The sequence below is a fragment of the Arthrobacter sp. Y3221087 genome (assembly GCF_059089905.1).
In genome coordinates this window covers 60,672-74,496 of sequence record NZ_JBNHFE010000002.1, presented here as the reverse complement: position 1 = coordinate 74,496, position 13,825 = coordinate 60,672, and the positions used below count along the sequence as shown (strand labels likewise).

At 65.2% G+C, this 13,825-nt stretch carries 10 protein-coding genes; 8 read left to right on the top strand and 2 right to left on the bottom strand.

Annotation, left to right across the window (positions count from 1 at the left end; translation table 11 throughout):
• Nucleotides 1-10 precede the first annotated feature (10 nt).
• Complete coding sequence (locus tag AC5RUO_RS10065; protein ID WP_494010681.1) at nt 11-1,696, top strand: PucR family transcriptional regulator; 1,686 nt, start codon at nt 11-13, stop codon at nt 1,694-1,696.
• Here the strand turns inward: AC5RUO_RS10065 and AC5RUO_RS10060 are convergent.
• Nucleotides 1,693-2,487, bottom strand: coding sequence for a nitrilase-related carbon-nitrogen hydrolase (locus AC5RUO_RS10060; protein ID WP_494010682.1), 795 nt, complete (start codon nt 2,485-2,487; stop codon nt 1,693-1,695). The genes AC5RUO_RS10065 and AC5RUO_RS10060 overlap by 4 nt on opposite strands.
• Before the next feature lie 204 nt (nt 2,488-2,691).
• Here AC5RUO_RS10060 and AC5RUO_RS10055 point away from each other — a divergent pair, with 204 nt between their 5' ends.
• From AC5RUO_RS10055 to AC5RUO_RS10040, 4 genes are all read left to right on the top strand, one after another.
• On the top strand, nt 2,692-3,882 hold the full coding sequence (locus AC5RUO_RS10055; protein WP_494010683.1) for an ROK family transcriptional regulator: 1,191 nt from the start codon (nt 2,692-2,694) through the stop codon (nt 3,880-3,882).
• Between the two features lie 131 nt (nt 3,883-4,013).
• Nucleotides 4,014-5,576, top strand: a complete 1,563-nt coding sequence (gene mmsA / locus AC5RUO_RS10050) for a multiple monosaccharide ABC transporter ATP-binding protein (protein WP_494010684.1) — start codon at nt 4,014-4,016, stop codon at nt 5,574-5,576.
• Between the two features lie 45 nt (nt 5,577-5,621).
• Nucleotides 5,622-6,908, top strand: coding sequence for a multiple monosaccharide ABC transporter permease (mmsB, locus tag AC5RUO_RS10045; protein ID WP_494010685.1), 1,287 nt, complete (start codon nt 5,622-5,624; stop codon nt 6,906-6,908).
• A gap of 50 nt (nt 6,909-6,958) precedes the next feature.
• Entirely contained in the window at nt 6,959-8,056 is a 1,098-nt protein-coding gene (locus tag AC5RUO_RS10040; protein ID WP_494010686.1) for a substrate-binding domain-containing protein, read from the top strand.
• A gap of 65 nt (nt 8,057-8,121) precedes the next feature.
• Here AC5RUO_RS10040 and AC5RUO_RS10035 read toward each other — a convergent pair whose 3' ends face one another.
• Nucleotides 8,122-9,552: a pectate lyase family protein gene (locus tag AC5RUO_RS10035; RefSeq protein WP_494010687.1), complete on the bottom strand. Its 1,431-nt coding sequence runs from the start codon at nt 9,550-9,552 to the stop codon at nt 8,122-8,124.
• 353 nt (nt 9,553-9,905) lie between these two features.
• Here AC5RUO_RS10035 and AC5RUO_RS10030 point away from each other — a divergent pair, with 353 nt between their 5' ends.
• The 3 genes from AC5RUO_RS10030 (at nt 9,906) to AC5RUO_RS10020 (ending at nt 13,812) form a co-directional block, all read left to right on the top strand.
• The gene (locus AC5RUO_RS10030) at nt 9,906-10,976 is read left to right on the top strand and encodes a Gfo/Idh/MocA family protein (protein ID WP_494010688.1); all 1,071 of its coding nucleotides are present in this window, start codon (nt 9,906-9,908) and stop codon (nt 10,974-10,976) included.
• A gap of 210 nt (nt 10,977-11,186) precedes the next feature.
• Nucleotides 11,187-12,134 carry a hypothetical protein gene (locus AC5RUO_RS10025; protein WP_494010689.1) on the top strand — a complete coding sequence of 316 codons (948 nt, stop codon included), beginning with the start codon at nt 11,187-11,189 and terminating at the stop codon, nt 12,132-12,134.
• 88 nt (nt 12,135-12,222) lie between these two features.
• Entirely contained in the window at nt 12,223-13,812 is a 1,590-nt protein-coding gene (locus tag AC5RUO_RS10020; protein WP_494103440.1) for a hypothetical protein, read from the top strand.
• Nucleotides 13,813-13,825 lie beyond the last annotated feature (13 nt).

Here is a 13,825-nt window from a genome sequence, read left to right as displayed (position 1 = left end):
GTCTTCACTCATGAGACGCAATGCACCAGAGAGCGAGTCCGCTTCCGGCGGGCTGCCTGCCCAGCTGGACGCGGTGACACTGAACCAGTTCCTGGCCAGGCTGCCGGCCGGGGTGGCGATGCTGCACGATGCCGGCAACGGCCACACTCCCCTGCGGTGGGTGGAGCCGAGTGAACTTGAGGACCCTACACCGTACCTGCTTGATGGCGAGTTCGTGCTGACCGCCGGGCTTCCTTTCAGGCGTGGGGGCAGCGGCCCCGCTGACGACGGCGGCACGGGCCGCGGCGGCGAGGGAGCCGCAGAGGGGGCCGACGCCGACGCCTACGTCCGCCGCCTCGTCGCGGCGGGAGTCGCGGCGCTCGGGTTCGGCCTCGAACCGTACTTCGATGCTGTGCCCGGTGATGTTGTGGCGGCCTGCCGGAGACACGGCCTGACGCTGGTGGCGGTGCCCGCCAGCATCCCGTTCGCTGCGCTGGGACTCGAGTTCTCCAAGCTGCTGGAATCAGGAAACGCCCAGGTGTTCCGCCAGCTCGCCGAGACCAACCGCCATCTCATGCGGGCGGTCCTGTCGCCACGGCCGGAGCACGAGTTGCTGGCGGCCCTGGCGGAGCGGGTTCCGGCATGGGCCATCCTGGTTGGCGCGGACGGCAGGGTACGCGCCCGGGCAGGCACCGCCGTCGAACTTTCCACGCTCCAGCCGCTGGTCAAAAGGCTCCTCACCGGAAGCGGCCCGCGCGTGGAGACCGAAGCCTTTGATGTTCCGGGATCAGCGCTGGTGTTCGGGCACCCGCTGCGGAGCACCAGGGACGCCACCCTGGGCGGCTTGCTGCTTGGCACGGACAAACCGCTGACCCCGGCGCAGAACAACGTGGTCTCCTCGGTAGTGGGCCTGCTGGAACTCCTGGTCCGGCAGCGGACCAGTGGTTCCCTGGCTCCCAGCCAGCTGGCCACGGCGTTGCTCCTGCATCCGGAAAGCATCGCAGGGGCCAGCACCACGGAGCTGAACACCATGAGGGACCTGCTGGCGCAGAGCGTCGGCGGCACCCGGAGCGGGCTGGTCCGGGTGGTACAGGGAATCCGGCCCAAGGCAGCGGCTGCCGCCGACGGTCCTGTGCGCGAACTGCTGCAGTGGCGGCGGCTGTTCGATACGAAAATGGTGGAACTTACGGACTACGGCTTTGCCGCCGTGACACGGCTGAAGGTGGACGACCAGCTGCTGGCCGAGGTGGAGCAGTTGGGCTGGCGGCTGGTGGTGGGCCGGGCCACGGAACTGCCAGGCCTTGCCGCCGCCTACCGCAGCGCTTCGGCATTGCGTCCCCGGGTCCAGGCCACCGGGACTACCGTCCGGGAAGAAGAACTGACGTGGTCCGTCACGGGCCTTTTGGGCGGTGAGGCAGGCGGGATGCTGGCTTCCCGCCTGCTGGCGCCTGTTCTTGGGCAGGAGCCGGAGCGCCGCCAAGCCCAGCTCCAGGTCCTCCGCGCATGGTTGGGCGCGAACGGCAACTGGGACGCGACAGCCAAGGACACAGGACTGCACCGGAACAGCGTTCGCCGGCAGATCAACGCCCTGGCGGAAATCCTGGATGTGGACCTGGCGCACGCCGGAACGCGGGCCGAGCTTTGGATCGCCCTGCAGTTTGCCGACTCCGCGGCGTTGCCAGGCAGCGGAGCGGCAGCCGGCGGTACAGGTACTTAGGCTTCCCAGGCGCGGTAGAGGTCAGGGCGGCGCTCGTCCAGATAGGGCACGGCGGCCCGCTCACGCTTCGCCGCTTCCGCATCCACTTCCGTGAAGAGCAATTGCGGCCCTTCCCCCGCTGCGGCCAGCAGCTTCCCGTCCGGCCCGGCCACAACGCTGCCGCCGAGGAACCTGCACCCGTCCTCCACTCCCGAATGGTTGGCGTACGCGACGGTCAGCTGGCTTTCGAGTGCCCGGGCCCGCAGCAGCACCTGGGGGACGTCGTCGAACCCGTGGGCCAGTGCCGTGGGCACCAACAGCAGCTCGGCACCGCCGGCCGCCGCGGCGCGCACGGCCTCCGGGAATTCCACGTCGTAGCAGATGACCATGGACGTGGGGATCCCCTGGAAGTCCACGACGGCGGGACGCTCTGCTGCCGGGCTGAAGGCGGCACGCTCGTCGGGTCCGAACAAATGGACTTTCCCGTACTCCAGCAGCACGTCCCCGTTCGCAGCCAGCAGGGTGGCGCTGATCTGCCAGTCCCCCTCGGCCGTGACACGGGGAAGGCTGTAGACCAGCCCGATGCCGTGATGGCGGGCGGTGGCGGCGAGCCTTTCGCGAAGCACGGGGAGGATTGCCGGATCCAGCCCGGACCGGACTTTCCGGGGGGCGTACCCCACCGGGAAAAGCTCCGGGGTGACCAGCACGCGGGCGCCGGCCGCTGCTGCTTCCCGGGCGGCGGCATCGATGACGGCACAGTTGGCCTCAGGATCAAGGACTGCAGAGTTTGCCTGCAAGAGTGCCAGCAGCACCGCTACCACCTTCCATCGTTGGAGCGGCCGCGTGACGGGCCGCTCTTCCCAGCGTAGCCAGAGGGGTCGGGCGAAGGGCGGGGCCATTTGCACCGCAGGGCGAACCTAGGCGGCCGGATCGTCCCGGCCCTTCGAATGCGGCGCTGCAGCAGTAATGCGTTAACTTCTTGACGCCAAGACTGCGGATAGGGCAATCTTCTTAGCATGTCCGCAACCCCGCGCTCAACGAGGAGCAAGCCAAAAAATCCGGGTTCCCAGTCTGCCCTGCGGCAGTTGAACCAGCAGCGGATCATCGAGAGCCTGATGGGCGGTCCGTCCACCCAGGCAGAGCTTGCCCGGCAGACGGGCCTCTCCACCGCAACGGTGTCCAACATCGTCAAAATCATGCTGGACACGGGCCTCGCATCCACGGAACCGATCACCAGTTCCGGCCGCCGGGCGCTGAACGTCAGGCTCAACAGCAACGGTGCCGTGGCGGTGGGGATCGACTTTGGCCGGCGGCATCTGCGGGTGGTCCTCGCTTCGCTCAGCTACCACATCATTGCGGAGGAATCGGTGATGCTTCCCCTCGGCCACCAGGCAGAGGAGGGGATCCAGGCCGCCGTCGTCCTGCTGGACAAACTGTTGCAGGACAGCGGCATTGAACGGTCCGCCGTGGTGGGTGCCGGCGTCGGAATTCCTGGACCCATCGACCGCCGGACCGGAACCGTGGCGCAGGGGGCCATCCTTCCCGAATGGGTGGGTATCAACATCCTCCAGCACCTTGAGGAAACCTTGAGAATCCCCGTACTTGTTGACAACGACGCGAATCTGGGCGCGTGGTCGGAGGTGACCTGGGGGCAGCACACAGGGGTCAGCAACCTGATGTTCCTGAAAATCGGTTCGGGCATTGGCGCAGGGTTGATCCTCAACGGCGCCCCCTACTACGGGAACGTTGGGATCACCGGCGAGATAGGCCACGCGACCATTCACGAGCAGGGCCTCGTCTGCCGCTGCGGGAACCGTGGCTGCCTGGAAACCATCGCCTCCACCACCACCATGATCGAGCTCCTGAGCCGCGGGGAGGACCGGCCCCTGACGCCTGCAGACATCGTCCGGAAGGCCTTGAACCGGGACCCCGCGACGCTGCGCGTCGTGGACGACGCAGGTCTGTCCGTGGGCCGCGCCCTGGGCAATGTTGCCAACCTGATCAACCCGGAAGTGATCGTAGTGGGCGGGCCCCTGGCGGGCCTCGGCGACCTGCTGCTGGACCCGATCCGCCGCGGCCTCGTGCGGCACGCGGTGCCGGTGATCGGCGAAACCACCACCCTGACCATGTCCTCCCTCGGGGACCGTGCCGAAGCGCTTGGGGCGGCCGCGCTGGTGTTCCAGCATGCCGGAATCAGGAAAAGCTAGACCGTTTCGTTATCCGGCAATTGCGTTCAAGACTTGACGACAACAGCTGTGATCCAGTTTACTTTTTCATCAGACGGCCCTGCGCTTTGCCGGCCGGACAAAGAAGTCATTGCATTGGAGGGTTAGGGCTTATGACGTCCCAGGCCACGCAAAACGAACCGATCATCCTGGAGATGCGGTCCATCACCAAGGAATTTCCCGGCGTGAAGGCGTTGGATAACGTAAGCCTGCGGGTTAAAGCGGGAGAAATCCACGCGATCTGCGGTGAGAACGGCGCCGGCAAGTCCACCCTGATGAAGGTCCTTTCGGGGGTATATCCCTACGGCAGTTACGACGGCGACATCGTCTACCAGGGGCAGGTCCAGCAGTTCCGGGACATCCGGGCCAGCGAGCACGCCGGCATCGTGATCATCCACCAGGAGCTGGCGCTGATCCCGGAACTGTCCATCATGGAGAACATCTTCCTGGGCAACGAACCCACCAAGCGCGGCGTCATTGACTGGGCGGAAGCACGGCTCCGGTCCCTGGACCTCCTGGCCCGGGTGGGCCTGCGCGAGGACCCGGACACCCCCATCAAGGAAATCGGCGTCGGCAAGCAGCAGCTGGTGGAAATCGCCAAGGCCCTGAACAAGTCCGTGAAGATCCTGATCCTGGACGAGCCCACTGCAGCGCTGAACGAGTCTGACTCCCAGCACCTGCTGGACCTGATGCTGGGCCTGAAGGGCAAGGGCATCACCAGCATCATCATCTCCCACAAGCTCAACGAGATTGAGCAGATCGCCGACGAGATCACCATCATCCGTGACGGCAAGTCCATCGAAACGCTGAACGTGAAGGCCGACGGCGTGGATGAGGACCGCATCATCAAGGGCATGGTGGGCCGCGCGCTCGAATCCCGGTTCCCGGACCACACGCCCAAGATCGGCGAGGTGTTCTTCGAGGTCAAGAACTGGACCGTGGGGCATCCCAACGTGCAGGACCGGCTGGTCTGCAAGAACTCCAGCTTCTTCGTCCGCCGGGGCGAAATCGTCGGGTTCGCCGGGCTCATGGGCGCGGGCCGCACCGAGCTTGCCCGCTCCGTCTTCGGCCGCTCCTACGGCCGGTTCATCAGCGGCCAGATCTACAAGGACGGCAAGGAAATCACCCTGAAGTCCGTCCGCCAGGCCATCGATGCCGGGCTGGGCTACGTCACGGAGGACCGCAAGTCCCTGGGGCTGAACCTGCTGGACGACATCAAGACCACCACGGTGGCTGCCAACTTGCGGAAGATCAGCCGCAACTTCGTGGTGGATCCCAACCAGGAATTCACGGTGGCTGAGCAGTACCGCAAGTCGCTGCGCACCAAGACCCCGTCCGTGGAGGAAGGGGTTGCCAAGCTCTCCGGCGGCAACCAGCAGAAGGTGGTCCTGTCGAAGTGGATGTTCACCGATCCGGACCTGCTGATCCTGGATGAACCCACCCGCGGCATCGACGTTGGCGCCAAGTACGAGATCTACGGCATCATCCAGCAGCTCGCCAACCAGGGGAAGGGGGTCATCGTCATCTCTTCGGAGCTCCCCGAACTCCTGGGCCTGTCCGACCGCATCTACACCATCTTCGAAGGCGCCATCACCGGCGTCCTCAACAAAGACGAGGCCAGCCAGGAAAGCCTGATGAAACTAATGACCTCCGCACGAAAAGCCGAAGCCGCCTGACCCTCTGGATCATCCCAGAACCTTCCGGACACAAGGACTGACACCATGAACGCCCTCAAGAAGCTGTTTGGCGGCAACACCCGCCAGTTCGGCATGATCTTCGCCCTGGTGGCACTGATCGTCTTCTTCCAAATCGCCACCGACGGCCGGACCCTCACCCCCGGCAACGTCATCAACCTCTTCAACGGCAACTCCTACATACTGATCCTGGCCATCGGCATGGTCCTGGTCATCATCGCCGGGCATATCGACCTCTCCGTGGGCTCCATTGCAGCCTTCGTAGGGGTCACCGTTGCCCTGGCCATCAGGGACTGGGGCATCCCCTGGTACGCCGGCGTGCTCCTGGGCCTGGCGCTCGGGGCGCTGATCGGCGCCTGGCAAGGGTGGTGGGTCGCCTACGTGGGGATACCCGCATTCATCGTCACGCTCGCCGGCATGCTCCTGTTCCGCGGCTTCAACCAGTTCGTCGGCAAGTCCAACACCATCCCGGTCCCGAGCGATTTCCAGTACCTCGGGGCAGGCTACCTTCCCGAAGTCGGCCCGAACACTGGGTTCAACAACCTCACCCTCCTGCTGGGCATCGCCGCCGCTGCATTTGTGGTCTGGGGCGAACTCCGGTCCCGTGCACGCGCCAAGGCCCTCGGCGCGGAGGTCCCGGAAATGTGGGTCACCGCACTGAAACTGGTCCTGATCGCGGCCGCCATCCTCTACGCCACATACCTCTTCGCCACCGGTCGGCCCGGCACGTCGTTCCCGATCCCCGGCCTCATCCTGGCAGTCCTGGTCCTGATCTACGGCTTCATCTCCTCCCGCACCGTCCTGGGCCGCCACGTATACGCAGTGGGTGGCAACCGTCACGCGGCCGAACTGTCCGGCGTCCAGTCCAAGAAGGTCAACTTCCTGGTCATGATGAACATGTCCATCCTGGCCGGCCTGGCAGGCATGATCTTCGTGGGCCGGTCCACCGCGTCCGGACCGTTCGACGGCGTCGGCTGGGAACTTGACGCCATCGCCGCAGTCTTCATCGGCGGTGCAGCTGTCACCGGCGGTGTGGGCACCGTGGTCGGATCCATTATCGGTGGCCTGGTCATGGCAGTCCTGAACAACGGCCTGCAGCTCCTGGGCATTGGCGCGGACCTCACCCAGATCATCAAAGGCCTGGTGCTCCTGATCGCCGTCGCCTTTGACGTCTACAACAAGAGCCAAGGCAAGAAGTCGATCATCGGCCTGCTCACCCAAAACTTCAACCGCCCCTCCGGCGGCGGGCCCAGCAACCCCCTCCAGCCGGACGAGACCACCTCCACCAAGGAAGCCATCGCCCGGGAAGCCTGAGCCTTACAGCCTGAATAGCGTTTCACCACAACAGAGAAAGAGAACCAACAATGCGTATGTTTGGTAAAGCAGGAAAGGCCGCAGCGGTAGCTGCCATCGCAGCACTGGCGCTGACGGGCTGCGGCCGCTCCGAGACCACAACCGGCGGCGGGACCGAGGGTGCTGGCGGATTCGAAGAGGGCGCCTCCATTGGCGTCGCACTTCCGCAGAAGACCAGTGAAAACTGGGTCCTCGCGGAGAAGCTGTTCAATGAGGGCCTCAGCGATGCTGGCTTCAAGCCTGACGTGCAGTTCGCCAACGGCGGCGTGTCCGAACAGCAGAACCAGATCAGCGCCATGGTCACCAAGGGTGCCAAGGTCATCATCGTGGGCGCCATCGACGGCTCCCAGCTGGGCACCCAGCTCAAACAGGCCAAGGATTCCGGTGCCATCGTCATCGCCTATGACCGCCTGCTGCTGAACACCGAGAACGTGGACTACTACGTGGCTTACGACAACTTCAAGGTGGGCGAGCTCCAGGGCCAGGCACTGCTGGAAGGCCTCGAAGAGAAGAAGGGTTCCGGTCCTTACAACATCGAACTCTTCGCCGGCTCCCCTGACGACGCCAACGCGAAGGTCTTCTTCGACGGCGCCATGAGCGTCCTCAAGCCGAAGATCGACGACGGCACCCTGAAGGTCCTTTCCGGCCAGACCGACTTCGAACAGGCTGTCACTCAGGGCTGGAAGGCTGAGAACGCCCAGCGCCGCGCAGACACCCTGCTCACCGGCAGCTACTCCAGCGAGTCGCTCGACGGCGTCCTCTCCCCCAACGACACCTTGGCCCGCGCAGTCCTGACCTCCGTCAAGGCCGCCGGCAAGGAGATCCCCGTCGTCACCGGCCAGGACTCCGAGGTTGAGTCTGTCAAGTCGATCATGGCCGGCGAGCAGTACTCCACCATCAACAAGGACACCCGCAAGCTCGTGGAGCACGCCATCACCATGGTGAAGGACCTCCAGGCCGGCAAGGAACTGGAGATCAACGATCCCAACTCCTACAACAACGGGGTCAAGACTGTCCCGGCCTACCTGCTGGAGCCAGTCATCGTCACCGCCGAGAACGTGAAGACCGCTTACCAGGGCGATCCCGTACTCGAACCCATCACCAAGTAGTCCCACTCCGGAAAAGCCCGGTCCTCCGCTTCGGAGGCCCGGGCTTTCCTCATGTTGCAGGAGCTTTACCGCTTGACGGCCAGCACTCCCGGGCCCGTGAACTGCAGCGCGTGGTTTCGCACTGCCTGCGGGGTGGTGAATGCCTTATAGCTGTAGGCATCCGCCGGGTCCCAGCCGACGTCGGTGGTGAACTCCCAGCCAGTCCAGTCAGGGGCGGCGGTGCCGAACAGTTCCGCGTCCGCCAGCGCCTCTGCCCGGTTCTGTTCGAAGGAGGTCTTCGCCACGGCGTTCAGGTCCGCGGCCTCCCCGTTGAACCAGGAACCCGTGTCGCTAAAACGGTGTCCGTTGTAGCTGCTCACCATGATGGTCGGGTCGGCTCCGGGGCCGGTGTAGTCGAAGGCGTTGCCCTCGGAGAAGATCCGTGACTCGTAGCCGGCGCCCAGGAAGTAGCTGTTGCCACCCTGCCCTTCGCTGACCATGGGGTATTGCGGATGGTCGGTGCTGCCCACGAAGTAGTTGTTGAGGACGTGAACCTGGCCGAAGCGCACCCTCGGCCCGCGCTGCTGGATATTCTCGAAGTGGTTGCCGATGTAGCTGACCCGCAACTTGCCGCCGTCCTTGCCCACATGCTCGTCACCGGAGCCCAGCAGCATGGTTTTATCGTGGTTGGCGAGTTTGCTGTTGGAGATGGTGACGTAGTCGGTGCCGTCCTTGAGGTCCAGCAGGCCGTCGTGCCGGTTGGCGGGCTTCCCGTTCGGTCCCAGCGGCGCCTCGCTGTCGGGGTACCGGCCATCGGTGAGCCGCACATGGTCAATCCACAGGTGGTCGGACGTGACGGAGGAAACGGCGTCGAACCGGGCGTTCCAGGCGCCGTCCCCATCATCAGGCGACCAGGTGCTGAAGAAGTCCACCGGAGCTTCCACGCTCAGGTTGCGCAGGACAATGTTCGTGGCGCTCAGGATCACGATGTTCGCGCCCACAAAGCCGGAATCGGCGCCCAGCCCGATCACAGTGGTGTTGCTGGGGATGCTCACCTCGATCTGCCGCTTCATGTTGTTGCTGCCTGTTTGCCTCAACTGCCTCTGCTTCTTGCAATATTCGAAGGTCTGGTCACTCCAGACCTTTCCGTCAGGCCCGAAGCAAGAGATGTACTTGTTAATGTCGTAGCCGGCGGCATAGTCCTGTTCGCCCAGGATCCGGCCGTCCGCGGCCTGGTTGCCGTCAATGGTTCCGTTGATATAGATGATCTTGGGCGCCGTGGGCTGGCCGTTGTTGGCCAGCGCGGACTTGAGGTCCGCCAACGTACCCACCTCATACCGGCTTTCGGCGGGCGCGCCGGCACCGCCGTTAGTTCCGCGTCCGACGGCGGCCCAGCCAGTAGGTGCCGCATCATCAGGCCGGACGGCCCCGCCGCCTATAGGTGCCGGGCTTGCAGTTCCGGGAACTGCAACGGACAACCCGGCAACGAGCGCCAGGGCGGAAGCAGCCGCTGCCATTCCTGCAGTCCTTCGGACCTTGCCGGAGGTGGAAGTGCATTTCCTATCGCGTTTCAGGGACGTCATTGGCCTTATTTCCGGCATGCCAAATAGACCACATGCCTTGCTGGGTGCGGATGAAGGATCGTTGTCACCCGTCGAGAAATCGGTTTCTCAGCGGTGGTCTATTCTTACGCGGGCCGTGACCTGACTGTCAAGGGTTCTTCGCAGCCGAACACCGCAGTACTGGCCATCCACCGCCACTGCCCGCCATTCAAACGCTCTCTCACTTCCGGTGACCCACTCCCGAACGCCGGCGCACATATGGCGGGTAAAGAGCAAACCCGTTCGCGGCGCTATGACAGGATTGGGCCATGAGCGCGCCCATCGCCACGCCGTGGCTGTCCAGCCAGCCCAACACGGACCCCCGATCCGCCACCGGGGACTCCCTGCGCTGGGGAATCATCGCCACTGGCGGCATTGCCCGGTCAGTGGCCCAGGACCTTGCCCTGCTGGAGGACGCGGAACTTTATGCCGTCAGTTCCCGGCGCCAGGGGACGGCAGACGCCTTCGCCGCGGCTTACGGCGTCTCCACGGCGTACGGGGACGACGACGGCGTGCACGGCTACCAGCGGCTGCTCGCCGATGAGGCGGTGGACGTCGTCTATGTCGCCACCCCGCATGCCCAGCATCACCAGATTGTCATCGCGGCCCTCAACGCCGGCAAGCACGTCCTCTGCGAAAAGGCATTCACCGTCAATGCCCGCGAAGCCGCGGAGCTCATCGACGTCGCCCGGAGCCGCAACCTGTTCCTGATGGAGGCAGTCTGGAGCCGCTTCCTGCCGGGCATGCAGCGGGCGTTCGAGATTGCCGCCTCCGGCGAACTCGGAGACCTTCACTGGGTGTCGGCCGACCTCGGCTTCCCCGCTCCGTACTCCCCCACCTCCCGACTGTGGGCACGCGGGGACGGCGGTGGAGCACTCCTGGACATTTCGGTCTACCCCCTGCTGTGGGCGCTGGGGACCCTGGGCTTTCCCCAGACGGTCAGCGCCACAGGCTTCGTCAACGACGACGGCGTGGACGCCCAGAACGCGATGACCCTCGGCTACAGCCACGGCGCGCAGGTCCAACTCACCTCATCACTGTTGTCCCACGGTCCACGCACCGCTACCGTGGCGGGCAACCTCGGCTTCATGCAAAGCATCGGATCGATCAACAACCCCCGCAAATTGACCGTCGTCACAGGCCGTACCGACCACAGGACCGAGACCTTCGACGTTGTGGGCAAGGGCTACACCTACGAGCTGCGCGAGGTGACACGCTGCATCCAGCAGGGCCTCACCGAAAGCCCCGTGATGCCCCTCGAGGATTCGCTGAACACGATGCGCCTCTTTGACGGGGTACGTGCACAGCTCGGCGTCAGCTACCCGAATGATGGCCACTGAAGGGCATAACTGAGAGGCCGATTCGCATTAGAACGCCCGCCTGTTTTTCTCCTGCAAACATTTGCATGACGGACATTTGCGAGCTGTCATGATCTTTACTGGGGAATGTTCTGACTTTGTCGATTTGTTTTAGGATTCCCTAGACTTTCCGCAATATCCGGTCTTACGCTATAGGCATCGTCGAATGCAGCAGTACTGGGGGTGGTACGCGTGGGTGAATCTCGTTCACCGTGGCGTGCCCTGCGGCCGGTCCTTATGGCCGGCGCCGCTGCCTTCACCTGGCTGACATTCTCGGCCACGTCCGCCTCTGCAGACCTGCTTCCGGACACATCATCCCTGTTGGGGGGCGTCACCAGCTCAACGCAGTCGGTGACGGAGAAGCTTGTCCCGGCACTGCCCGCACCACCTGTTCAGGCCCCCGCCCCGCCACCTGCGGCCGGCCTGCTGCAGCCCGTGGTGGGGCAGGTCTCAACTGTGGCGGATAACCTCGTTGCCTCAGTACCGGTGGTGAACCAGGTGGTTCCGGCCGGCACCGCTACTGGAATTTCCGCGCCCGTCGCACAAATCGCCGACGGCGCGACCACAGCCGTAGTGGAAACTGTAGTGCCGCCGGTCGTTGAGACTCTTCCTGCACTTGAGCCCGTACTGCAGCCAGTCGCGGATGTTGTGACCGGCACTGCTCCGCTTCCTGTTCCGGTTCCCGAACTGCCCGAGGTGGCAGCCGGGGAAGAACCTGCACTGGACGTCCTTCCGGCCGTACCTGCAGATTCCGGAAGCGCATCTTCAGTGACCGATGTGGTGCCTGCGGGCGACGGCGCTATTGACGCTGATCAAACCATTCGGGGAGCAGGAACGGCCGGCACGGAGGCAACCGCTCTCGCGGGCACATCTGCCGTTCCCCCGGCCGGTCGCACCGTGCCTGCAATGACTGGCGACCAGTCCGATACGACGGAGGCCTCACCGCACCCTGCCCAGGTCCCGGCTGCACCCGGTTCAGGCAGTGGCAGCGGCAGTTCCTCCGCCGTTTCTTCCGGCTCCACCGCGTGGTTGAACACCTTCGACTTCAACCTTCCTGATGCCGGCGCAGTACTCGGCGACGATGCTTCCGAGCACGCTCCCGCACCGGTGTCCTTCGACCCCGGTTCTTCTCCTGACTAGTTGAGTCCACCCTGCCCTTCTGGGCAGCACGTGGCCATACGGGCAGCTGACCAGCGCCCGAACCTCAACTCTTTCAGGAGACATCACCATGAGTTCCAACCTTCGCAGGGGGCTGCTTGGCACCCTCTTTGCCGGCGGGCTCCTAGCCGTCGGCTGCACCGCGGCAAACGCTGCGGACACCACTAGCGGATCGGATCTTTCCGCCTCCGCCCTCATCTCGGCAGCGGCGTCCGCTGACACGACGTCGTTGGGCCTGCTGGGTGACCCAACGCCGTCCGGCTCAACGGACGTCGCCGCCGTAGCAGATGCCGCCGTCGTAGCTGACGTCGCCGTCGGCCTCGGAACCGGAACCATTGTCGATACGACCGCGACGGACGTGGCAGTAGCCGCAGACGCCGCCCTCGCCCTGGGCACCGCCACGGGAACCGGCACAGGCACTACTGACCTGGCCGCTGTCGCCGACGTTGATCTGGGCCTCGGCACGGCCACGGGTACCACCGACGTTGCCGCTGCAGCCGATGTCGCCGTCGGCCTCGGAACCGGAACCGTAGCCGATACGACCGCGACGGACGTGGCAGTAGCCGCAGACGCCGCCCTCGCCTTCGGCACCGCCACGGGTACCACCGACGTCGCCGCTGCAGCCGATGTCGCCGTCGGCCTCGGGACCGGAACGGTTGCCGATACGACCGCGACGGACGTGGCAGTAGCCGCAGACGCCGCCCTCGCCCTCGGCACCGCCACGGGTACCACCGACGTCGCCGCTGCAGCCGATGTCGCCGTCGGCCTCGGGACCGGAACGGTTGCCGATACGACCGCCACGGACGCGGCCGTAGCCGCAGACGCCGCCCTCGCCCTCGGCACAGCCACCGGAACCGACACAGGCGCCACTGATGTGGCTGCAGCAGCTGACATCACCCTGGGCGTCGGTAGCGGAGATGGCGTAGCAACAGATGCAGCCGTTGCCGCCGACGTAGCCCTGGGGTTGGGCGGTGTGACGGGTACGGACGGAACCACTGGAGGCCTGGATGCCGCCGTTGACGCAGCCCTTGGCCTCGACCTGGGCCTCGGAAACGTCACCGGCACCGACGGCACCACCGGCGGACTCGACACCGTCGTAGACGCCGCCCTCGGCCTCGACCTCGGCACCGGAACCACCGGCGGCAACGGCAGTCTCGATGCAGGTGTCGATCTCGGGATTGACCTAGGTATCGGCGTCGTGGGCGGCGGCAACGGCACCGAAAACCCCGGCACCGGCACTCCGGGTGACGGCAACACCGGCGGTGTTGGCACCGTTGATCCCGGCACGGACAACCCCGGCACCGGCACTCCGGGTGACGCCAACACCGGCGGTGTTGGCACCGTTGATCCCGGCACGAACAACCCCGGCACCGATAACGGCTCCGGCAGCGGAGATGGTACCGACAACGGCACCACGGGCACGAACAACGGCGCCAACGGCGGGGGCACTGCCACCGCCGGGACCGGCAGCTTCTCCGTAGCACCGGCAGGTTCCACCGCGGTGGGCGGCGCCATTGCGGCGGACACCACGGAGCGGAACGTGCAGCCCCGGGCCGCCAATACCTTGGCCAACACGGGCATGGACGCCTCCCTGGTCCCGCTCGCCCTGCTGCTGCTGGTGGCCGGACTCCTGATGCTTCGCAAGCGCAAGGTGTCCTAACCGTACTAAAGGC